This is a genomic window from Blautia stercoris, assembly GCF_054657695.1.
Genome location: NZ_BAAHYF010000001.1, coordinates 1,029,879 through 1,052,483 on the forward strand (window position 1 = coordinate 1,029,879; position 22,605 = coordinate 1,052,483).

Consider the following 22,605-nt stretch of genomic DNA (forward strand, 5'->3'; position numbering starts at 1 on the left):
ACTAGTTTTCCCCTTTCTGTCCTGAAACTAAAAACATTGGTGTTGAGGCATAATTTAACCGTTCTTCTTCGCTCCACACGCTCTGCCAGATACTTTCATCTGTCCGAATTTCTGCAAAACCAATTTCTTTTAAAACTTCCACATCCCAGCCTGGACGATTCTTTGCAGAAAGCGGAACTTTCTTTGCAATTTCTTCCATTCGGTCAATGTCTGTACAAAGATAATGGTCATCTAACTGACTTCTCTCTACATTTTCCCTATCTTTTTCATACGCCATTCTCTTTTCTTCATCATAGAGATAGCCATACCAGTTTGCATCGAAATTTAAAATGATTCCTCCTGTTTTTAATACCCGAAACCATTCTTTGTAAGCCTGTACCGGATTTTCCAGATTCCAGGTCAGATTTCTTGAAATCACCACATCGAACTGATTGTTTTCAAATTCCAGATTCTGTGCATCCATTCGGTAAAACTCAATCTGGCTTTGATATTCTTTTGTATTTTCTTTTGCTTTCTCTAACATATCCTCAGTATAATCAACAGCCGTCACATAATAACCGGCTTCTGAAAGAATCCTCGGAAAAAATCCAGGACCGGTTCCGACATCTAAAATTTTCAAATCTGCTTTTGCTTTATCCGGAAAACGTTCTTCAAGCACCCGAAGCCAGTTCTCTTTCTGTGTTCCGTTTATCTCTTTTTCATTGACTTCTGAATATCCCTCTACTCTGGTACTCCAGTACTCTTCTATCTGATTTAATAATTCTGCCATAGTAAATCCTCGCCTCTTTCCTAATGATATACATACCTCCTGATACATCATTATTATTCTAAGACTTTACTTTACCAAAGTATTTGGTACTTCACAAGCCCCGAGGGGGGATAAAAAAAGAGTATTCCCAAACTTTTTTAAGGGAACACTCTTACACTTTTTGTAAAGCGGACATTCGCAATTCGCTTCGCTACTTGCTCATGAACGCAGTCGCTTTGCGATCTGTCAGTGGGAGCTTTCAACTCCCACTGACAGAAGCATCCCCCCTCACCCGTCGCTTAGTGCTCCGCGCACTTGAAGCGGGGGAATGCTTATCTGCGTTCAAATATTCTTTTTTAGTTAGTAAATTAATTTTTTAAACTTCTGCAATAACTTCTACTTCACAAAGTACATTCTTTGGAAGTGTTTTTACAGCCACACAGGAGCGTGCCGGTTTTCCTGTAAAGTATTTTCCGTAGATTTCATTAAACGCTGCGAAATCTCCCATATCTGCTAAGAAACAGGTTGTCTTTACTGCTTTGTCATAACTGCTTCCTGCTGCTTTTAATACTTCACCAAGGTTTTTCATAACCTGTTCTGCCTGTCCTTCAATTGTTGTTGCAGTAACATCTCCAACTGCCGGGTCAATTGCAATCTGACCAGAAGTATATACTACTCCGTTTGAAACCATTGCCTGTGAATATGGTCCGATTGCTGCCGGTGCTTTTTCTGTACTAACTACTTTCATCTTAAAGTCTCCTCTCTAAAACCTGTTTTCTGTTCTTTATTATACGTTTGTATTTCTTACAGGTCAAGAAAAAAGAATCCCTTATCTGATTCCAGACAAAGGATTCTCTTCTTTGATTATGCGATTGCAAACTGGTCTAAGACCTGATTAAATTTGTCATCACTGCCATTACATCTTACAGTCAGTATACGGTTCAAATCCAAACTGAACACGCCTAAAATTGATTTCGCATCCACAACAATTCTATTATAAAAAACATCAATATCGAAATTACATTTACTGGCTGCTCTGACAAAATTTTTTACGTCTTCTGTTTGGGAAAGTTTAATCTGACGCTCTGTCATCGTTCTCACCTCTTCTTAGAATTTTAAAAAAATGTTCTTTGTTTCACACAATCTTGTTTGATTGTTAGACGTATTATGACAGTATTCTTTCGATTTGTCAATCTTCATTTTTTTTCAAACTCAAGCAAACTTCGTCTTTTGTTCGTCATTTCGTTTAATGATTATAATATTTTGCTTCGCATTTTAGTCAATTTTGTTTTGCTGTTTTGCTTTTTGGTTATACCAATTATTCATTTTTTCTATTTTGCAATCTCTTTACTCAAATTTTCTTATTAACTAACCAAATTTCCTTATTATCTTTACGCTCTAGGCAGACATTTGACCGCATCAGAAAGATATTCATTTCTGACTTCTGCAAATTTTCCTGCATCCACCATAGATGCAAAATTCGGGTCTAACGGCATTTTTGCCATTACCGGAATGTTTAATTCTGCTCCAATTTCATCTGCTTTGCTCTCTCCAAACACATAAATCGGTTTTTCACAGTCCGGACATTTTACAAAGCTGTAGTTTTCTACCAGACCAACAACAGGAATTTTCATCATTTCAGCCATATTGTAAGCTTTCTTTACAATCATCTGTACCAAATCCTGAGGAGAAGATACAATTACGATTCCATCAATCGGAAGTGACTGGAATACAGTCAACGGAACATCTCCTGTTCCAGGCGGCATGTCTACAAATAAATAATCCAGTTCACCCCAGACAACATCGGTCCAGAACTGTTTTACCATATTTGCAATGACCGGTCCTCTCCAGATAACCGGTGAATCTTCCTGCGGAAGCAGTAAATTAATAGACATAATTTTAATATCATTTTCTGTCAGCATCGGATAGATCCCATTATCATCTGCCATTGCTGCACCTTTTAAACCATACATTCTTGGAATAGACGGACCTGTAATGTCTGCATCTAAAATACCTACACGGTATCCCTTCGCCGCCATTTCATTTGCCAGAGACGCAGTTACAAAAGATTTTCCAACTCCACCTTTTCCACTGACCACTCCGACTACTTTTTTAATTGCAGAGTATGCATTTAATTCCTCTTTCGGGATGGTATTTTTCTTTGCACTACTGCATCCCTCACAGCTTTTTTTGTCACAGCTTGAACTGCTGCACTGTTTGTTTTCGCTCATAACGCTTTCCTTCCTTTATTTATTCTTTGTTTTGTTACTTAATGAATCGGTCAATCGCTTTATTCAATTCATCTAAAGCTTCCTTATCTCCACTTTCCACTGCGTCCACAATACAATGTTCAATATGGTCCTGAAGAATGACTTTTCCGGTATTGTTGATTGCTGCCTTCACCGCTGAAAGCTGAATCAATACTTCGGAACAGTCCCTGCCCTCTTCTACCATACGGCGAATAGACTCCAAATGTCCGATTGCACGTGAAAGCCGGTTTAACACCGCCTTTGTATGCGTATGACTGTGTGTGTGGGAATGTGTTACCACCGTTCCATCCTCTAATGTGTGAGTATGGGTATGGCTGTGAACCTGTTTTTTTTCTTCCATAATATAATGATACTCCTCTCACCACTTTTCTAATTATACCAAACTCCCGTAAAAAAACAACACTTTGGAATTTGTTAGATTTCGGAAATTGTATATCGCTGATGAATCATGGCAGTCATCACATCAATCACTACAGTTCCATCCTCTTTTTCTACTTTTTCAAGTCGTAATTCTTTCTCATTTTTGAATTTTCTTCTGACCCATTCTTCCGGTGTCTCTTCAATTTCAATTTCTTCAATAAACTGATCTCTTGTCTTATTTCCCGGACACTGATTAAAAATTTCATGGATAACTTCATATTCTTTCATAGCACTTAACCGTTTTAAACCTTTCAAATTTCTACACAATAATATTTCTATTATAGCATGATTTCTCCTCTTTTCTTTCGTTTTATATAAATTTTATTATTTTTTTCAAAACATTTCGAAAAACAATTTGCCAAAGCAAATAAAATAGCGTATTATGTTGTATAAGATTTAAGGAGGATTTTTATCATGCAGTTACTAGAAGAACGTATTCGTAAAGACGGTATCGTAAAACCCGGAAATATTCTTAAAGTAGATAGTTTCCTGAATCATCAGATGGATATCCCATTTATCAATGAATTAGGAAAAGAATTTAAACGCAGATTTGCAGATGCACCAATTACTAAAATACTTACAATCGAGGCTTCCGGGATTGGAATCGCCTGTCTTGTTGCACAGCATTTCAATGTTCCGGTTGTTTTTGCAAAAAAAGCACAAAGCTTAAACTTAGATGGAGAAATGTACTGCACAAAAGTACAGTCTTTTACTCATAAAAGAGTATATGACGTGATTCTTTCCAAAAAATTCTTAAGCGCTGAGGATCATGTCTTAATCATTGATGATTTCCTTGCAAATGGATGTGCATTACAGGGATTAATGGAAATCGTAAAAGAATCCGGTGCTGTCTTAGAAGGTGCTGGTATCGTAGTCGAAAAAGGCTTCCAGAATGGCGGAGATTCTCTTCGCGAACAGGGCATCCGTGTAGAATCCCTCGCAATTGTTGATTCCATGACCGATGATTCTGTTTCTTTTAGAAAAGATGAATGGGATAATAACTTATAAATAAATAAAATAAATCCGCATTTTGAACGCAGATAAGCATTCCCCTGCTTTAAGTGCGCAGATCACTAAGCGGCAGGTGAGGGGGGATGCTTCTGTCAGTGTGAATTGAAAGCTCCCACTGACAGATTGCGAAGCGACTGCGTTCATGAGCAAGTAACGAAGCGGATTGCGAATGTCTGCTTTACTTTTAAAATGCTAAAAAGCGTCTTTCTTTCATCAAAGACGCTTTCTTTCTGCCTGAAGCCACTGTTCTGCTTCTTCTCTCCATGCTTTTCTAAGCCGCTCTAATTCTGCTCTTGCTTTTTTTTGCTTTCGGATTCGAATCAGCCGGACAATATAGACCCAGAGTCCCATAATACTCATAATTGTAAATCCTATTGCAAGAAATAAAAATACTTCTCTCTGATTCTGTGCCAGAATCATTGAACCTGACTTCCACAATGTTTTTATTTTTGTTGATAAAGTTTCTATGAAAGTCCCTGCCAGATTTCCCGCTTTTTTCGCAAGTTCCACTACAGAAGGCAGTTTTTTTGATAACTTTTGAGCCTGCGTAATCATCCCTGAAAAACCAATGCTCATTTTTTCCGCAAATGAAACTTCCTTCGGTGTATTTTTTGCACTTTGTTTTTTTAAAGACTTTGATGCTTCTTTTTTATAATCTTCTAATGACGTCGGTATTTCTTCTGAATCGGTATTTTCTTCTAAATCTGTATTTTTTTCTGAATCTGTCTGTTCTTCCAGTATATCTGTTTCTGTCTGTCGGTTTAATTCACTTACATCATTTTCGTTTGTACCTATGTTTCCTTCTTCCGGAACTACTTCTTCTTTGCAGGGCACTTGCGTTTCATAAAAACAGAACATCCGCCTACCATCTGTTCTATCTTCATCTACAACTGCAATATACGTTCCCTCTGCTATTTCACATAAACCCTCCGGCTCATCATTAGAAACACCCTCAAACGGAAAATTCAATTTAGAACAGCTTACTAATTCTTTTGTCTCAAGAGAATATACGTTTAAATAATCTCCAATTCCCATATTCAAGGTCAATGGGAAATTTAGAATATATTCATCCACTAATTGTAAATCCTGAAAATTCGTTCCAACAGAAGTTCCCTCATATCTTCCAAGATCCTCTGCTATCTGAAACTGATTATCTAAAATCTTAAAACTGTATCCACCTTCTACGTTCGTCTGTATCACATATTGATCCGTTTTTTCTCGATAGCCAATTCCAAGTATATTATAATCATCACTGATTTTAATCTTTCCCTTATATGCCAGTGTATTGGCATCCATTACAAAAAGACAGCCACGATTCTCCGGATTCTGGCTTGTATAAGGAGCAACATAAATCTCTTCCTTTGCCTGATTATAGGCCATTCCATTTCCATGTTCCCAGTTATTATCCGTATTTCTTAACGCAAGCGAATACTGTTCAACCGGATTTCCATCTGCATCCGTGTCATTCTTATAATAAGCAGACACGGTATCAGGTGTATCCTGAGCATCGTTCGTATTTTCAATACAGATAATATAATTTTTTGTTGCACAGATTGACTGAACAACACCTTGAGGTGCAATCAACGCTTCTTCATACACTTTTTTCCATTCCAGGTTTTCAAATGCTGTTACATCGGCAATCTCTGCATAACACGTCTTTGACATCCAGGCAAGCAGCAGGAAGCCTAATATCATTCCTGCCAGTGACCTGTATTTTTTCATAACTTATAAAGTCCTTTCTTTTACCGGATATTTCTGCCTTATCCTAACTCTCGTGACAGCTCCTTTAAGGCATTTACCACTGTCTTAATTTCTTCTTCGGTATTAAACCAGGAAAAAGAAAAACGCACACAGCCTTGTTTTTCGGTTCTCAATGTCTGATGCATCAAAGGTGCGCAGTGCGCTCCTGCTCTCGTGTAAATTTCATATTCTTCTGCGAGAATATCACTGACATAAGCAGAATCCAAATTTCCCAAATTCAAAGCAAGCACAGGTAGATGCGGTATGCCCTCTTCCGGAAGTCTGCCATAAAAATGAATCTTCGGAATTTCTTTTGCATTTTCATAAAATAACCTTAACAGTTTCTCTTCTTTTTTCTGAACTGCTTCCACAGTGGTCTGATTCAGCCATCCAATTGCCGCTAAAAGCCCTGCAATACCATGTCCGTTTAATGTTCCGGCTTCCAGATGTTCGGGCAGTTCCTGTGGCTGTTCCTTTAAAAACGACAGGACACCTGTTCCTCCACTCTTTAACGGCCGGATGGAAATCTGTGGACGAATACAGATTCCTCCTGTGCCCTGTGGTCCCATAAGCCCTTTATGCCCGGTAAAACAAAGAATATCAATCTGGTTTTCTTTCATGGAAATTGGAATACAGCCTGCGCTTTGAGAGGCATCCACTATAAATAATAATTGATGTGCTCTGCAGACTGCTCCAATCCGCTTAATATCAACCAGATTGCCTGTTACATTTGAACCATGCGTACAAACCACAGCCTTTGTATTACACTTAATTGCAGATTCCAGTTTCTCATATAACACATCTGCCTGTTCATCTGCACCGATTATGCTGAGTTCCACACCTCTTTCCTGCTCCATATAAAGCGGGCGCAGGACTGAATTATGTTCCAGCACAGTGGTAATCACATGGTCTCCCTTTGAAAATAATCCCTGAATAACAGTATTCAGTGCTTCTGTTGCATTGGAGGTAAATACCACACCGGATGGATGATTCAAATCAAAAAACTCGGAAACTGCCATTCTTGCCTGATAAATCATTCTTGATGCCGATAATGCAGTCTGATATCCGCCTCTTCCGCTGTTTCCCATCTGTTCCATTGCATTCCAGACTGCCTCTTTTACGCAATCCGGTTTCTTAAGTGTCGTGGCACTGTTATCCAGATAAATCATTTCTCTTACTCCTTACCATCTGCACATACTCTCTGAGTCTTTATTCTACTTACTTTTGTAACAAAAAGAGTTATTTGTTCTACAAAAATATTAAATGTACTTCCTGTTTTTCTTCTACTTCACCGACAATTTTGCTGTAGCGTGTCTGTTCCTGTTCCTGAAGTCTTTTCAAAACTTCTTTGGCATCTTTCTTTTTCAGGCTGACTAAAAGTCCCCCTGAAGTCTGCGGGTCAAACAACAAATCTTCAAAACTTTCTTTTATTGTATCATTTAATTTGATTTTTTCTCTTAAGAATTCTTTATTTCGATACGTTCCCTCTGGTACCAGACCCATTTTGGCATACTCTTCCACATCCGGTAAAAATGGAATTTTTTTGGTATCAATTTTAATGGTTACCTGACTCCCTTCCGCCATCTCAAGTGCATGTCCGGCAAGAGAAAAACCTGTCACATCTGTACATCCATGTACTTCATAATCTTTTAAAATTTCTGATGCATAATAATTTAAACATCTCATTTGTCCAATTGCAAGTTTTCTTGATGTTTCTGATACCATATCAGCTTTTGCAGCCGTATTGACCAGCCCTGTTCCGATTGGTTTGGTAAGAATCAAAGCATCCCCTGGCTCTGCACCTGAATTTTTCCACATTTTCTTTGGGTTGACAAAGCCTGTAACACTCAAACCGTATTTTGGCTCTTCATCGTTAATGGAATGTCCGCCGGCAAGCACTGCCCCAGCTTCCTGTACTTTCTTTGCACCACCTTGAAGAATTTCACCTAACACTTCCTGCCCCAGACAATTTGGAAATGCCACAATATTTAATGCAATTTTCGGTGTTCCGCCCATCGCATAAATATCACTCAATGCATTTGCAGCCGCAATCTCTCCAAAAAGAGAAGGCTCATCTACCACAGGAGGGAAAAAATCAAGTGTCTGAATCAGTGCCAGTTCATCTGAAATCTGATACACTGCGCCGTCATCATTTGTCTCTGTTCCGACTAAAAGATGTTCATCGAAAAATTTCGGAAGTCCTCCAACAATCTCAGCCAGCACTTTCGGTCCAATTTTTGCCGCACAGCCAGCACTTTTTGCAAACTGCGTCAATTTTACACTTTCTTTCATTAAACTCTGTACCTCTTTTTGATTTTCTTATAAATTAATCTGAACTTCTACCGGGCAATGGTCAGAACCCAGTACCTCTGTATGAATTTTTGCAGAAATCAGTTTTTCTTCTAAGCGGTTTGAGACACAAAAATAGTCAATTCTCCATCCGATGTTCTTATCACGTGCTTTAAAACGATAAGACCACCAGGAATAAATTCCCGTTTCTTCCGGATAAAAATATCGGAAGGTATCCGTAAATCCTGCCTCTAACAGTTTGGTGAATTTTCCTCTCTCTTCTTCGGTAAATCCTGGATTATGCTTATTTGTTTTTGGATTTTTCAAGTCAATCTCACGGTGCGCCACATTTAAGTCCCCGCAGAAAATAACCTGTTTCTTTTTATCCAGTCCAATTAAATACTCACGGAAGTCATCTTCCCATTTCATGCGATACTCTAATCTTGCCAATTCGGTCTGTGAATTTGGCGTATAACAAGTAATCACATAAAAATCTTCATACTCAAGGGTAATCACCCTGCCCTCTTGGTCATGCTGCTCAATACCAAGACCATAAGTCACCGCAATCGGCTCTTTCTTTGCAAAAATGGCAGTTCCCGAATAGCCTTTCTTTACCGCATAATTCCAGTATGCATGATATCCTTCCGGTGCAAAGTCGATCTGACCTTCCTGTAATTTCGTTTCCTGAACACAGAAAAAATCAGCATCCATTTCATTAAAGTATTCGATAAACCCCTTTTGTACACAGGCTCTTAAACCGTTTACATTCCAGGAAATAAATTTCATAAATGTTCCCCTTTCGCGCTGTTTTTTTAACTCTTCGCTTCATTATACACCATTTTTTCAAAAATATCTTTACGAATCCTTAAAAAAGAGTATATAATATTCCACGTACTATAAAAAGAATTCTGAAGAAAAAGGAGAAAAACAATGGGTGGAATCTTTGGAGTAGCTTCTAAATCCAGTTGTACACTGGACTTATTTTTCGGAACTGACTATCACTCTCATCTTGGAACACGCAGAGGTGGTATGGCAGTGTATGGTGAAAACGGCTTTGCGCGTTCAATTCACAATATTGAGAACACACCGTTTCGTACCAAATTTGATGGAGATTTAGATGAACTTGAAGGCCGGCTTGGAATCGGATGTATTTCCGACACAGAACCGCAACCTCTTCTTGTACAGTCACATCTGGGAAGTTTCGCCATCACAACGGTAGGAAAAATTAACAATATGGAGGAACTTGTCAATATTTCTTTCAAAAACGGATGCACACATTTTCTTGAGATGAGCGGCGGAAGTATCAATCCGACTGAAATGGTTGCTTCTCTTATCAACCAGAAATCGTCTATCGTAGAGGGAATTCAATATGCCCAGGAAATGATAGATGGTTCTATGACTCTTTTCGTATTAACTCCAAAAGGAATTTTTGCAGCCCGAGACAGACTTGGTCGTACTCCGATTATTATCGGTAAAAAATCAGATGCTTACTGTGCATCATTTGAAAGTTTTGCTTACTTAAATCTTGGATACGAAACCGAACGCGAACTCGGTCCTGGAGAAATTGCTTTTCTGACTGCTGAGGGTTGTGAAACTCTTGTAAAACCTGGAAATGAAATGAAAATCTGTTCTTTTCTCTGGGTTTATTACGGTTATCCAACTTCTACTTATGAAGGAATCAATGTCGAAGAAATGCGATATGAATGTGGTAAAAAACTGGCTCAGCATGATGCCGGAAGAGACCATGTAAAACCTGATTTAGTTGCCGGTGTACCGGATTCCGGTACTGCACATGCAATCGGTTATGCAAATGAGTCTGGAATTCCATTTTCTCGTCCATTTATTAAGTATACACCAACCTGGCCTCGTTCTTTCATGCCAACACATCAGAGCCAGAGAAATCTGATTGCACGTATGAAATTAATTCCTGTCGAAGCCTTAATCAAAAATAAGAGTCTGCTCTTAATTGACGACTCCATTGTCCGCGGAACACAGCTTCGTGAGACTACAGAATTTTTATATAACAGCGGTGCAAAAGAAGTACATATCCGTCCGGCTTGTCCTCCGCTTTTATTCGGTTGTCCGTACTTAAACTTCTCACGTTCCAAATCTGAGATGGATCTAATTACCCGCCGTATCATCGCAAAGCGTGAAGGAGACAACGTTTCAGATAAAGTACTTGCTGATTATGCCGATCCAGACTCTACAAACTACAAAGAAATGTTAGAGGAAATCGGAAAACAGTTAAACTTCACAACTCTGCACTATCATCGTTTAGATGACCTGACTGCCTCTATCGGCTTAAGTCCATGCAAAATGTGCACCTACTGTTTTAACCATCAAGGATAAGCCTGACAGTACAAATCAGCCAAGCCGCAGTCATATTTACAAAGGGCACATCCTGGTTTTCGCCAGAATGTGCCCTTTTTTATTTTTCATAAGATACCATTTTCTTTTAACTGTTTCAGACAGGCATAAGATTTCTTTACCTTTTCAAGACTACTACACTCAATCGTACAATCCATCTGTGGATTATTCTGTTTTAATAATCCCAGCACTTCTTCATAAGGAATTGTTCCTTCTCCAAGTGCAATATGACTGTCTCTGTCACCCATATTGTCATGAACATGGACATGACTGACGTAACTGCCAAAGCTTTTTGCCCAGTCCAGGACAGAAATATCCGAATAACAATGTGCATGTCCAATATCCAGACAGAGTCTGAAATCCGGACGGTCTACCCGTTCTACAACTTCCACCATCGGTTCCGGAATCCGGTCAAATACGTTTTCCATTACAATCATGATTCCATCTTTCCCATCTAAAAACCGTTTAAAAAAATCTGCCACACGCTCTGCCCAGCCAATCAACAGATAGGCATCCGGTAAATGGCAGGTATGAAAAACAATTTTTTCTGCTTCCAGACGTCTTCCTGCTTCGTAGACCTGCTCATAGCGTTTTTTTGTCGCCTCTAAAATCAAAGAATCATACGTCATCGGATTCAAATCCAGAAACGGACCGTGAAGGGACAAATGCGGCCATCCCATTCTCCAGAGTCGTTCTCGATAACTGCTGATTTTTTCTTCCAAACGATCCAGATTTTCAGCAATTGAAAATTCAATACTCTCTATACCAGTCGCACATTCACGAACCACTTCCTGCATCTGCGTATCTTCTAATAAATGACTTGTATAAATCATACGATACGCTCCTTCCTCTTTTTACAAATCAATTCGCCACCTATGCAGGTGGCGAATTTTATCATTTTTATGTAATTTTTATTTTAAAACATACACATCAGTATAGTAAACGCCAAGCTGATTTGCACGATTATGGTCATTTACAAATACATCGATACGATTTCCTTTGATTGCTCCACCACAGTCTGTTGCTGTAAAGATATGACCATTGATAATGACTTTTGTTCCATAAGGAATGACAGTCGGGTCAACTGCAATGGTATCTCCCTCTACTAACGGAGCGCCTGTCGCAGTTACACCTGCCCATTCATCATTACAGCAGGAACCACCACAATAATGTGTAATTTTAAATGTACCAAGAGACTGACCATACTGCAGAAGTGTTGCATTTACTTCAGAAATATCACTTCCATAAATTCCACTTACTGTAGACGGAGTGTCTTCGAGAATACGAACAGCCCATACTGCATTGTTCGTATTGACCGTTCCATGAACAATACCAGTTCTTGAACTCTGTGCTTCAACGGTTTCTCCATTTCCTGCGTACATAACAACATGGTAGATATAACCATTTCTTGCATAGAAAATCAAGTCACCCGGCTGCGCTTCTTCTACTGGAATCTTTGTACCATACTGAGCCTGATCTTCTGCAACTCGCGGCAGTGTATAACCATACTGAGCATAAATGCTCTGTACAAATCCAGAACAGTCTGCACCGTTTGTTAAGCTTGTTCCACCCCATACGTAAGGATTTCCAATAAACTGACTTGCAAACTGAACAATCGAAGTTCTCAGTTCCCCGTTTGGAACACCAGATTTTACAGAAGTCAAAGTATAATAGCAGGCTGCATTTTCTGCCGGTTTTACGACTTCCTGTGCGGTCACAAACTGGTCTTCTCCGGTTGCAGAAATTTTATTACTGATAATGTTATCAATATCATCATTCTGGTCAGCAGCCGTTTTTGTTGTAGGGAACAGACTGATGACCTCTTTTGTATTCTTAAGAGCAGAAGCTGCGGCTGTTGCCTGTGTTAACAAACTTTTTTCTGCTTTTTCCTTTTCTTTCTTGTCCGTATCAAGGAATTTATTTTCTACAAATCCTCTGACATCTCCGGATTCCACATAAACAAACTCCGCATTTTCGTCTGCTAAAATATAACAGATATTGTCTTTGTTTAACGTTCCGACAGCACGACTCTCCGTATTTTTATCTTCATGAATTGTTACAAAATCTGCATTACAAAGTGCATACACTTTATCCACAACGGTCTGTTTTACCGTAGAACGAGTATGGAAAAATGCTCCATTTTCGGATTCCGGAACGCTCGGTGTTGCTTCTGTCAACAGTTTTGCAATTCCTTTGTATGTCTTTTTCTGTTCTTTTGCTTCTTTTTTTGCCTCTTCCGTCAGTTTCTGTACAATCTGGTCTGCTTCATCGCCTAAAATCACCTGCTCTGTTTTTACAAAACCACGTACATCACCTGACTCTACAAAAAGCCATCCATCGTTTTCTTCCTGAAGAATATAGCAGACACCATCTTTTGACAGTTTACCTACTTCTTTTGCTCCATCCTTCATTTCTTCTACGATTGACAGTTCTTCTTTTGCAAAGGCATATTTCTTTGCAACTGTCCAGAAACGGAAATCATCCACCATTGTAGGCAGAGAAGAATAAATCTGCTGATTTGCAATTAACTGGGAATTTGAACCACTTCCACTGTTTGCTGCGGTTGTATCTTCTTTTTTCTCCGTATCTTTCTTGGTATCACTGCTGTTATCATTAGAAGAATTGCTATTGCTATTGTTATTACTATTGTTATTGCTATTGTTATTGCTATTACTATTGTTATTGTTATTATTCTGATTATTGTTATCGTCTTTTTTTGTATTATCTTCTGCTTTTTTCGCAAGCTTTGGTGCACCATTTTCGATAATGACATATCCATTTGCATCCAGCACGTAAGCATAACCATCCGGAAGTTTATATCCGGTTGATGCCTCATATTGCTCCGGAGTCATACCCTGGGCTGGTTTATCTGGATTTTCCGGAGTGTCCGGATTTGACGGCTGGTCTGGATTTTCTGGTTTATCCGGGTTCGACGGCTGATCCGGATTTTCTGGTTTATCCGGGTTTGACGGCTGGTCCGGATTTTCTGGTTTATCTGGGTTTGACGGCTGATCCGGATTTTCTGGTTTGTCTGGATTCGACGGCTGGTCCGGCTCAGATGGCTGTTCCGGTTCAGACGGCTGTTCCGGTTCAGAAACCTCTCCTGATGACTGCTCCGGCTCTGTCACACTCGTTTCCCCTGTTGTCTGTTCAGCCGTTACTGCTGCCTCTGTACTGGAAACTTCTGATGCAAATACACCTGACGGTGTAAGCATAGAAACACTCACAGCGATTGCCAGCAGTTTTTTTACTTCTTTTATTTTCATTTAGTTCCTCCTGCTGCTTGTAATACTCTCTGTATTTTCCCTCTGTCTTACAATAAGCTGCCTTAATTCTCGTCGAAACAACTTTCGACTTCTCTTTTCGTTTATTTTTCACGATTTTTAATCGCTCTACTCCACTTATTACTGTACCACAAAATGGTAAAAAAACAAAGGACTATCACAAAAAATTCACATTTTTGTAATAGTCCTTTTATTTAATTTTTACGGAACAAATTGTGACACACCTGATACGCATACCAAATTAACCAGATTAATAGTCAATTTTTTGATAAAAATGTCCTTCCAGAAAGTCCGTTTTAATCACATTAATAAATGCCTCCGGGTCTGCTTTCTGCACACGACTGACTAAAACTTTTGCCTCTGAGGAAGATACAACAGAATATAACATCTTTCTCTGTTTATTAGAATAACAGCCTGTTGCCGCAAACTCTGTTGCACTATGGTTTGTCACTTCATAAATTTCTTTATAAACATCATCCGGACGATCCGTAACAATAAAGAGAGTTTCTTTCTTGTAGGCAGTATGAAGTATGTGTATCATCTGCGTAGAAGCAAATTGGAAAATAATGGAATAAAGTGCCTTATCCCAGCCAAATAAAACTCCGGCAATGGTCAACACACAGGCATTTCCAAGTAAAATAAAATTCCATACGTCTTTATTTTTCTTTTCTGCAAAATAAATCCCAATAAAGTCCGTACCTCCGGCACTTGCGCCTCCAATCAGGCACAAACTGATTGCAAATCCATTAATAATACCGCCAAACACAGAAATCAGCAGAATATCATCTGTAATTGGATGATAAGGAACTAAGTCTGTAAGCACACTGGTTACAATAACGATCAGAGCTGAAGTGCTTGTAAACTTCTTGCCAATTGCACGAAAACAAATAATAACAGGAATTGCATTCAATGACAGACTGACTGCTGTAAATGGAATCTGCAGATTCAAAAATCGTTCGCAGATTGTCTGTATCAAAAGGGTAATTCCGTTAAAGCCACCTGGATACAGCCCTCCTGCTCTTACCAGTGTTTTAATATTCACTGCCATAATCAGTGCACTGATTAAGCCCAGACCCATTCGTTTTACTTCCGTTTTTAAATCAAAATTCACTGATATCCTCTCCCAATCTGCTTATTAAAGCATATGTTTGCGAAGTTCTTCTGGTGTTTTTGTACTCAAATATGCCGGTGCAATATCAAATACAGTCTTGCATCCGCTCTGTCCTTCCTGATTTAATCGGTAAGCTGCTCTTGCATAAGCTACAATAACAGAAGATGTAAATTCCGGATTAGAATCCAGTTTTAAACTGTATTCGATGACATGATGATGTTCTTTTTCCCATCCTGTCTGACCACTGCGGATTACAAAGCCACCATGAGGAAGTCCTGCATGATTTGCTTTCATTTCTTCTGCGCTGATGAAATGTACCGTTGTTTCATATTCATCAAAATAGTTCGGCATTGTTTTGATTTCATTTGTAATTCTATCTTTATCTGCACCTTCTTCAGCCACAACAAAAACTTCTCTTGTATGTTTTTCGCCTGTTGCAAGTACCGGATTTTCACCATTTCTTACAGCGTTTAATGCCTTCTCTACCGGAATGGTATACTGTCTTGCATCAATTACACCGTCAATTCTACGAACCGCATCGGAATGACCCTGGCTTACACCTTTGCCCCAGAATGTATAGTCATTTCCTTCCGGAAGAATTGCATTTGCATATAAACGATTTAAAGAGAACATTCCCGGGTCCCAGCCTACTGAAATTAAGCCGATTTTTCCGCTCTTTTTCGCTGCTGCATCTACCTCTGCAAAATGTTCCGGAATTTTTGCATGTGTATCAAAGCTGTCAACTACGTTAAAGTACTGTGCATATTCTGGAGTCTGTACCGGTAAATCGGTTGCACTTCCTCCGCAGAGAATCAATACATCGATTTCATCCTTCATTTTTACTGCTTCATCTACAGAATATACTTTTGCTGTCTCGGTAAGAATATGTACATCTGCAGGATTACGACGGGTAAATACTGCTTTTAATTCCATGTCTGCATTCTGTTTGATTGCACATTCTACGCCTCTTCCAAGGTTACCATAACCTAAGATACCAATTCTTATACTCATTTTATTAAACCTCTCCTGTAAATTTATTTCGCAGCGGTCTGTCCAACCACAATCCCGTTACGTCGTATACAGTATAGCAAATTCTATTTTTCTCTTCAACTAAAATTTCACTTTTTTAAACCATCAAAAAGCAGCAGTAAGAAAACTCTCACTGCCGCCTCTTTTAAAAATAATTTTCGTAATTTTAGTGATGGAACAAACGAATGCCTGTAAATGCCATTGCCATACCATATTTATTACAACATTCGATTACTGCATCATCTCTTACAGAACCGCCTGGTTCTGCAATATATTTTACACCACTCTTATGTGCACGCTCAATATTATCCGAGAATGGGAAGAATGCATCAGAACCAAGAGTAACATCGGTCAGTTTATCTAACCATGCACGTTTCTCTTCTCTTGTAAAGACTTCCGGTTTTTCCTTGAAGATTCTCTGCCATGCACCATCTTCAAGAACATCCATATATTCCTCTCCAATATAAACATCAATGGCATTATCTCTGTCTGCACGACGGATTCCATCAATAAATGGAAGATTCATGACTTTCGGGCACTGTCTTAACCACCAGTTATCTGCCTTCTGTCCTGCCAGTCTTGTGCAGTGTACACGAGACTGCTGTCCTGCACCGATACCGATTGCCTGTCCGTCTTTTACAAAGCAGACGGAATTGGACTGTGTATATTTTAATGTAATCAGGGAAATCTTTAAGTCTCTGACTGCATTTTCCGGAATTGCTTTATTTTCTGTCACGATATTGGAAAGCAGTTCATCATCAATTGGAAGTTCCTGTCTTCCCTGTTCAAATGTCACACCATAAACCTGTTTGTGCTCTAACGGTGCCGGCTGATAATTTTCATCGATTTTAATGATATTATAGTTTCCGTTTTTCTTCTGCGCTAAAATTTCAAGTGCCTCTTTGGAAAATCCCGGTGCGATAACACCATCAGAAACTTCTCGTTTAATCAGCATCGCTGTATCTTTATCACATTCATCAGAGAGTGCAATAAAATCACCAAAGGAAGACATTCTGTCTGCACCTCTTGCTCTTGCATAAGCGCAGGCAAGCGGAGAAAGCTCTCCCATATCATCTACCCAGTAAATTTTTGCAAGGGTCTCACTTAACGGAAGTCCCACTGCAGCACCGGCTGGCGATACATGTTTAAAAGAAGTAGCCGCCGGAAGTCCGGTCGCTTTTTTTAATTCTCTTACTAACTGAAAACCGTTAAATGCATCCAGAAAGTTGATATATCCAGGTCTTCCGCTGATTACTTCGATTGGAAGCTCACTTCCGTCTGCCATATAAATTCTGGACGGTTTCTGGTTTGGGTTACATCCATACTTTAATGCTAATTCTTTCATTCTCATTTTCTCCTTTATTGTTAGAACAGATTTAAAAATACTCTAATGCCGTAACATTTTTAGATTACTGATTTTTATTTACAATTCTAGTCTCATAGTCTCCCGTTTCAAGGTCAATGAAACGTACAAATAAAGAAACTTTATTATCTCCATTGAGGCTTTCCCATACATTTTTTGTGAATGCGTCAATGTCATCTGGAATCTCTACCAGTTTTGGTTCTCCCTCAAAACTTGGAAGTGGATTTCCATCATGCATATAAGTATGAATAAAATGTCCCTCTCCTGCTACCGGATTTTCATAAGCAAAGGTATAACGGTTGCAGGCATCCGGATTTCCATTATTGCTCTTTAAAATTGACATTGCATAGTTGTATTTTCCATTTTCAATGTGCATAACTCCGGAAATACGAGGGGTATAATTTGGACCATCCGGCTCAAATTCACGGCTTCTTAAAGACTGCTCAAAAGTCAGCTGTCTGTCCATTCCTTCATAAATGGTATCTGTCTGGTCACCATTTGTCACAATTGTTTTATTTCCCAGTACACGAACCGGCGCATAAATAATTAAGCTTGGGTCAGTTAATTTAGACGGGTCAAATGCCTGTGTACGGATTCCCTCTCCATCTTCTACAAACACACGATTTCTGCTGTTTTCACTTCTTCCCATGATAAAATAAGCAGTCACTGCTTTTGTACCATCTTTGGACTTTCCAATTACAATTCCTCGTCCAGGATAAGCATTTTCTTTTAATTCTGTTTCCAGCGATAACATTTTCATGAATGTCTCTCCTTTTTCCCATCATACATTTTTAATTGATCCGTTGACTTTCATTTCATAGAACAAAATTTTCTATAATAATAACGAAAAAAAAGCCCACTTTCTGAACATCCAATGCCCAGACGGTCGGCTTCAACGGCTTATACTCCCTGTGGTTGATTCCACTTCCGTCAGTCATATAAGCAATTACAACATAGCATGGATAAAAAAGATTGTCAATATTTTATTTTCTATTTTTCGTCAATTACCTGAAAAATATAGAATTTCAAGTAATACGACTCATCTGCAGACCATAAAATCGGATGGTCTGCTGCCTGTGTGCGGTATTCTACCTGACGTAGACGTTTATGCACATTTCTTGCTGCCTGTCCGATTGTCTGGGTAAACAACTCATACGACATAAAATGAGAACAAGAACAAGTTGCAAGATAACCTCCGTCTTTGACCAGTTTCATTCCTCGCAAATTAATCTCTCGATAACCTTTCACTGCGTTTTTAATCGAATTTTTTGATTTTGTAAATGCAGGAGGGTCGAGAATTACTACGTCATATTTTTCTCCTTCGGCTTCTAACTTAGGAAGCAGCTCAAAGACATCCTCGCAAATGAATTTTACACGCTTTTCGAGTCCGTTTAACTCCGCGTTTTCTGTTGCCTGGTCTACTGCAAGCTGAGAGGCATCGACTCCGGTTACACTCTTTGCTCCGGCAATTCCCGCATTTAATGCAAAAGAGCCTGTATGCGTAAAGCAATCTAAAACTTTCGCATCTTTACATAATCTCTGAATGGCAAGACGGTTATATTTCTGGTCTAAGAAAAAGCCTGTTTTTTGTCCATCTTCTATGTCTACAATATATTTTACACCATTTTCCACAATCTGTACTTTCGTATCAAATGGCTCACCGATAAATCCCTTGACTCTTTCCATTCCTTCCTGAAGCCGCACTTTTGCATCGCTTCTCTCATAAACACCACGGATTGTAATCCCATCTTCTGCCATTGCTGATTTTAATTCTTCAATGATTATCATTTTTAACTTATCAATTCCAAGTGCTAAAGACTGTACAACAAGAACATCTGAAAACTTGTCAATCACCATCCCAGGCAGAAAATCTGCTTCCCCGAAAATCACACGACAGCTTGAAATATCTACCGTTTTCTTTCGATATTCCCACGCGTCTCGTACTCTCATTTTTAAAAATTCACGGTCAATTTCCTGATTTTCATTTCTTGTCATCATACGGATCCGGATTTTTGAATTGGTGTTAATAAATCCTCTCCCAAGCGGATAGCCGTCGAAATCACGTACAATCACAATATCTCCGTTTTCAAAGTTTCCCATAATACTTGCGATTTCATTGTCGTAAACCCAAGGTCCGCCTGATTTTAATGCACGTCCTTCCCCTTTTTTCAACACTGCAACTGCAATACTCATATTTTACTTTTTTCCTTTCCTCTTTCTGCTTTCTTTTCTTACCACGCAATGACTTCCGGTCCGTTTTCCGTTACAAGAACCATAATCTCCCACTGTGCAGACGGCATATCATCTTCTGTATAAATGGTCCATCCATCTCTTTCATCCACAAAAATTTCATCTGTTCCCATATTAACCATTGGCTCAATTGTAAACATCAGTCCTGGTGCCATTACCATTCCGGTTCCTGCTGCTCCAATATAACCGACCCATGGGTCTTCATGAAATTCCAGACCAACTCCGTGTCCACCAATTTCTCTTACTACACTGTAGCCATTTTTTACTGCATGTTCATGCACTGCCTGACTCATATCTCCTAAAAAGCCCCACGCTTTTACCTGTTCAAGACCTTTTTCCACACACTCTTTTGCAACACGAACCAGACGTGCTTTCTCTTCCCCGACATCTCCGATACAGAACATACGAGAAGAATCGGAATAATATCCATTTAAAATTGTAGACACATCAACATTGATGATATCGCCTTCTTCCAGAATAATATCTTCAGATGGTATTCCATGACACACCTGATTGTTAATCGAAGTACACACACTCTTTGGAAATCCTTCATATCCAAGCGGAGCTGGAATTGCTCCTTCTTTTGTTGTAATGTCGTATACCCATTTGTCAATTTCAGCAGTGGAAATTCCCTCTTTAATATGTTCTGCAACATAATCTAAGATTTTTACATTAATCTCCGCACTCTTTCTAATTTCTGCAATCTGAGCTTCTGTCTTAATTAATTTATGAGAAGGTACTAAATGTCCCTGACCATGAAGAAGATTGAGTTTATGGTCAAAATTCTCATGGCATTTTTTATACTTTCTTCCACTTCCACACCAACATGCATCGTTTCTTCCAATTTGATTCATTTTATTTTAATTCCTTTCTGCTTATGATTCATTCTGTTTTTTCTGTATGAAGTATAGCACTCTTTTCTTTATTCTGCCAGATGTTAGTTGCTATACAGAGACAAAAAATTACTGTTTATAATTTTCTGATAATTACAATATTTTCTATCAATTTTAAAATTAGTCGTTATTTTTTTTATTATTTTCAATTTAGTTGTTGACATTTTGATTTTTACCTGATATAATAACATCATAAACAAAGAGAACGAAACAAACAAACCCGAAAGGAATGATACCACCAAGAACATAACGTAATACCTCATATTTTTATGAAAGGAAGGTACAGACCACCAAAAACGTAATGATTTACCTTAAAATTTATTAAAAATTCAAGAACAGGAGGTACGGACCACCGAAAACTTAACGTTTTATCCCAAAAAAATTTAAAAATCAGGAAGGTATAATCCAATGGATAATAGTAATTAAAAGGACCATTCGAAATGTCAACTTTGAATGGTCCTTTTTCATGCTGATTTTTTCTGAAAATGAAAAACTTTCTCAAAAAAAGCGAGGGCTTTTGACCCTCGCTTCTAATCTTATCTTATACATTTCTTATACATTCTCTGATTTATGTGTTCTCAGAATTTTTTTGCACTTAATTTTGTAACTACAGCTTACTCAATGGTTTCATATAATGTAGTCAATATTTTAAGAATTTGCTCTTTCGTCAATCGACTGCTGTCAAGACAGAGGTCATATCCATGATGTTTTCCCCACTTTCGGTCCGTATAATTTTCATAGTAATATTTTCTCTGCTTGTCTACTTTTTTAATTAATTGCTTTGCTGCCTTTGCATCCAATCCGGTGCGGGCAGAAATGGTTCGGATTCGTTTTTCCAACGGTGCCGTAATAAAAACACAACGGCAATCTGGTTTGATTCTTAACAGATAATCCGCACATCTTCCTACAATTACACAATCTTCTGTTTCTGCTTTTTCTTTGATGATTTCACTCTGGGCTTCAAATAATACATCATTGAGTGGTTCATAATAAAACTGTCTCTGTATGGCAATATCATCTTCCATATCATAGCGCCATGGATTTTCTCTTCTTTCATCGACCCGCTCTAATCTCTCTTCCGGCAGATTTTTCCGCTCAGCAGCAAGTGTGATCAGATTTTTATCATAAAATCCAATCTTCAACTGTTCTGCCAGACTTTGTGCAATTATTCTTCCCCCACTGCCAAATTCTCTTGCGATTGTAATTACTTTCCCCATAAAGACACCTCCCGCAATTTGTCACATTATTGTCTGTGCTTTCATTTTTTATTACTTTTATTATACAACAATTTCTTGATTTTTGCACTATATTCTATTATTTTCCTGTAGTCAAGTGGATATTCGCAATCCGCTTCGCTACTTGCTCATAACCAAATAGCTGCTACGCAGCTTATCAGAAGGGGCTTGCCCCCTCCTGATACAAGCAAGTCCCCACCCTTGCTTATTGCTTTTCGCAATTGAAGCATGGGACTTACTTGATTTGGTTAAACAGCAATAAAGATTTTTCTAATTTTTTTGAAAAAGTTCTTGATTTTTCTAATTTATCTGTTATAATAATACCTTGTCAGGACAAATGGCAAAAATAAATATGGGCGATTTCCCGAGTGGCCAAAGGGGACAGACTGTAAATCTGCTGGCAACGCCTTCGGTGGTTCGAATCCACCATCGCCCATCCTATTTATTTTATTATGCCGCAGTGGCGGAACTGGCAGACGCCCGGGACTTAAAATCCCGTGGGTAGTGATACCCGTACCGGTTCGATTCCGGTCTGCGGCATTAGTAAAAAGTAGGAGAAACGTTGAATTTACAGCGTTTCTCTTATTTTTTTGTT

Annotated in this window: 21 protein-coding genes, 2 tRNA genes and 1 riboswitch; of the genes, 4 read left to right on the forward strand and 19 right to left on the reverse strand. The window is 38.7% G+C overall.

Going from position 1 to position 22,605, the window contains the following annotated elements:
• Position 1: 1 nt before the first annotated feature.
• From ACYQ2D_RS05030 to ACYQ2D_RS05055, 6 genes are all read right to left on the reverse strand, one after another.
• Positions 2-769 (reverse strand): class I SAM-dependent methyltransferase, encoded by a 768-nt coding sequence (locus ACYQ2D_RS05030; RefSeq protein ID WP_022304530.1) that lies wholly within the window; start codon positions 767-769, stop codon positions 2-4.
• Between the two features lie 355 nt (positions 770-1,124).
• A complete protein-coding gene (locus ACYQ2D_RS05035; RefSeq protein ID WP_117455500.1) occupies positions 1,125-1,496 on the reverse strand; it encodes a RidA family protein in 372 nt (123 codons plus the stop codon).
• Between the two features lie 116 nt (positions 1,497-1,612).
• Complete coding sequence (locus tag ACYQ2D_RS05040; protein ID WP_117455498.1) at positions 1,613-1,840, reverse strand: HPr family phosphocarrier protein; 228 nt, start codon at positions 1,838-1,840, stop codon at positions 1,613-1,615.
• A gap of 299 nt (positions 1,841-2,139) precedes the next feature.
• Complete coding sequence (locus ACYQ2D_RS05045; RefSeq protein ID WP_117455496.1) at positions 2,140-2,979, reverse strand: Mrp/NBP35 family ATP-binding protein; 840 nt, start codon at positions 2,977-2,979, stop codon at positions 2,140-2,142.
• A gap of 34 nt (positions 2,980-3,013) precedes the next feature.
• On the reverse strand, positions 3,014-3,358 hold the full coding sequence (locus ACYQ2D_RS05050) for a metal-sensing transcriptional repressor (protein ID WP_022304534.1): 345 nt from the start codon (positions 3,356-3,358) through the stop codon (positions 3,014-3,016).
• 74 nt (positions 3,359-3,432) lie between these two features.
• Positions 3,433-3,666, reverse strand: coding sequence for a hypothetical protein (locus tag ACYQ2D_RS05055; protein WP_117455556.1), 234 nt, complete (start codon positions 3,664-3,666; stop codon positions 3,433-3,435).
• A 186-nt stretch (positions 3,667-3,852) separates the two neighbouring features.
• Between ACYQ2D_RS05055 and ACYQ2D_RS05060 the strand changes: the two genes are divergently transcribed.
• Positions 3,853-4,446 (forward strand): xanthine phosphoribosyltransferase, encoded by a 594-nt coding sequence (locus tag ACYQ2D_RS05060; protein ID WP_117455494.1) that lies wholly within the window; start codon positions 3,853-3,855, stop codon positions 4,444-4,446.
• A 216-nt stretch (positions 4,447-4,662) separates the two neighbouring features.
• Here the strand turns inward: ACYQ2D_RS05060 and ACYQ2D_RS05065 are convergent, their stop codons facing one another.
• The 4 genes from ACYQ2D_RS05065 to ACYQ2D_RS05080 form a co-directional block, all read right to left on the reverse strand.
• Entirely contained in the window at positions 4,663-6,171 is a 1,509-nt protein-coding gene (locus ACYQ2D_RS05065) for a LapA family protein (RefSeq protein ID WP_117455492.1), read from the reverse strand.
• 38 nt (positions 6,172-6,209) lie between these two features.
• Positions 6,210-7,358, reverse strand: a complete 1,149-nt coding sequence (locus ACYQ2D_RS05070; protein WP_117455490.1) for an aminotransferase class V-fold PLP-dependent enzyme — start codon at positions 7,356-7,358, stop codon at positions 6,210-6,212.
• A 79-nt stretch (positions 7,359-7,437) separates the two neighbouring features.
• On the reverse strand, positions 7,438-8,481 hold the full coding sequence (gene selD, locus ACYQ2D_RS05075; protein WP_117455488.1) for a selenide, water dikinase SelD: 1,044 nt from the start codon (positions 8,479-8,481) through the stop codon (positions 7,438-7,440).
• A gap of 27 nt (positions 8,482-8,508) precedes the next feature.
• Positions 8,509-9,264, reverse strand: a complete 756-nt coding sequence (locus ACYQ2D_RS05080) for an exodeoxyribonuclease III (protein ID WP_022304540.1) — start codon at positions 9,262-9,264, stop codon at positions 8,509-8,511.
• 144 nt (positions 9,265-9,408) lie between these two features.
• On the opposite strand from ACYQ2D_RS05080, the gene ACYQ2D_RS05085 reads away from it, so the two are divergent.
• Entirely contained in the window at positions 9,409-10,827 is a 1,419-nt protein-coding gene (locus ACYQ2D_RS05085; RefSeq protein WP_117455486.1) for an amidophosphoribosyltransferase, read from the forward strand.
• An 86-nt stretch (positions 10,828-10,913) separates the two neighbouring features.
• On the opposite strand, the gene ACYQ2D_RS05090 is transcribed toward ACYQ2D_RS05085, so the two are convergent.
• The 9 genes from ACYQ2D_RS05090 to ACYQ2D_RS05130 form a co-directional block, all read right to left on the reverse strand.
• Positions 10,914-11,678 carry a sugar phosphate isomerase/epimerase family protein gene (locus tag ACYQ2D_RS05090; RefSeq protein ID WP_022304542.1) on the reverse strand — a complete coding sequence of 255 codons (765 nt, stop codon included), beginning with the start codon at positions 11,676-11,678 and terminating at the stop codon, positions 10,914-10,916.
• Between the two features lie 78 nt (positions 11,679-11,756).
• Positions 11,757-14,111, reverse strand: a complete 2,355-nt coding sequence (locus tag ACYQ2D_RS05095; protein ID WP_459784805.1) for a C40 family peptidase — start codon at positions 14,109-14,111, stop codon at positions 11,757-11,759.
• Positions 14,112-14,379: 268 nt separating this feature from the next.
• Positions 14,380-15,240 (reverse strand): YitT family protein, encoded by an 861-nt coding sequence (locus ACYQ2D_RS05100; RefSeq protein ID WP_459784806.1) that lies wholly within the window; start codon positions 15,238-15,240, stop codon positions 14,380-14,382.
• A gap of 24 nt (positions 15,241-15,264) precedes the next feature.
• Positions 15,265-16,251 (reverse strand): diaminopimelate dehydrogenase, encoded by a 987-nt coding sequence (locus ACYQ2D_RS05105; RefSeq protein WP_022303273.1) that lies wholly within the window; start codon positions 16,249-16,251, stop codon positions 15,265-15,267.
• Between the two features lie 184 nt (positions 16,252-16,435).
• Complete coding sequence (locus ACYQ2D_RS05110) at positions 16,436-17,614, reverse strand: phosphoribosylaminoimidazolecarboxamide formyltransferase (RefSeq protein ID WP_459784808.1); 1,179 nt, start codon at positions 17,612-17,614, stop codon at positions 16,436-16,438.
• A gap of 64 nt (positions 17,615-17,678) precedes the next feature.
• A complete protein-coding gene (locus ACYQ2D_RS05115) occupies positions 17,679-18,392 on the reverse strand; it encodes an IMP cyclohydrolase (protein ID WP_117455476.1) in 714 nt (237 codons plus the stop codon).
• Positions 18,393-18,501: 109 nt separating this feature from the next.
• Positions 18,502-18,580: riboswitch (ZMP/ZTP riboswitch) on the reverse strand.
• Positions 18,581-18,622: 42 nt separating this feature from the next.
• The gene (locus ACYQ2D_RS05120; RefSeq protein WP_118701488.1) at positions 18,623-19,825 is read right to left on the reverse strand and encodes a class I SAM-dependent rRNA methyltransferase; all 1,203 of its coding nucleotides are present in this window, start codon (positions 19,823-19,825) and stop codon (positions 18,623-18,625) included.
• 38 nt (positions 19,826-19,863) lie between these two features.
• Positions 19,864-20,736, reverse strand: a complete 873-nt coding sequence (locus tag ACYQ2D_RS05125; protein ID WP_459784810.1) for a methionyl aminopeptidase — start codon at positions 20,734-20,736, stop codon at positions 19,864-19,866.
• 653 nt (positions 20,737-21,389) lie between these two features.
• Positions 21,390-21,992 carry a cytidylate kinase-like family protein gene (locus tag ACYQ2D_RS05130; protein WP_022303268.1) on the reverse strand — a complete coding sequence of 201 codons (603 nt, stop codon included), beginning with the start codon at positions 21,990-21,992 and terminating at the stop codon, positions 21,390-21,392.
• A gap of 372 nt (positions 21,993-22,364) precedes the next feature.
• On the opposite strand from ACYQ2D_RS05130, the gene ACYQ2D_RS05135 reads away from it, so the two are divergent.
• Positions 22,365-22,446, forward strand: a tRNA-Tyr gene (locus tag ACYQ2D_RS05135).
• 18 nt (positions 22,447-22,464) lie between these two features.
• Positions 22,465-22,550: transfer RNA gene (locus ACYQ2D_RS05140), tRNA-Leu, on the forward strand.
• Positions 22,551-22,605: the final 55 nt, after the last annotated feature.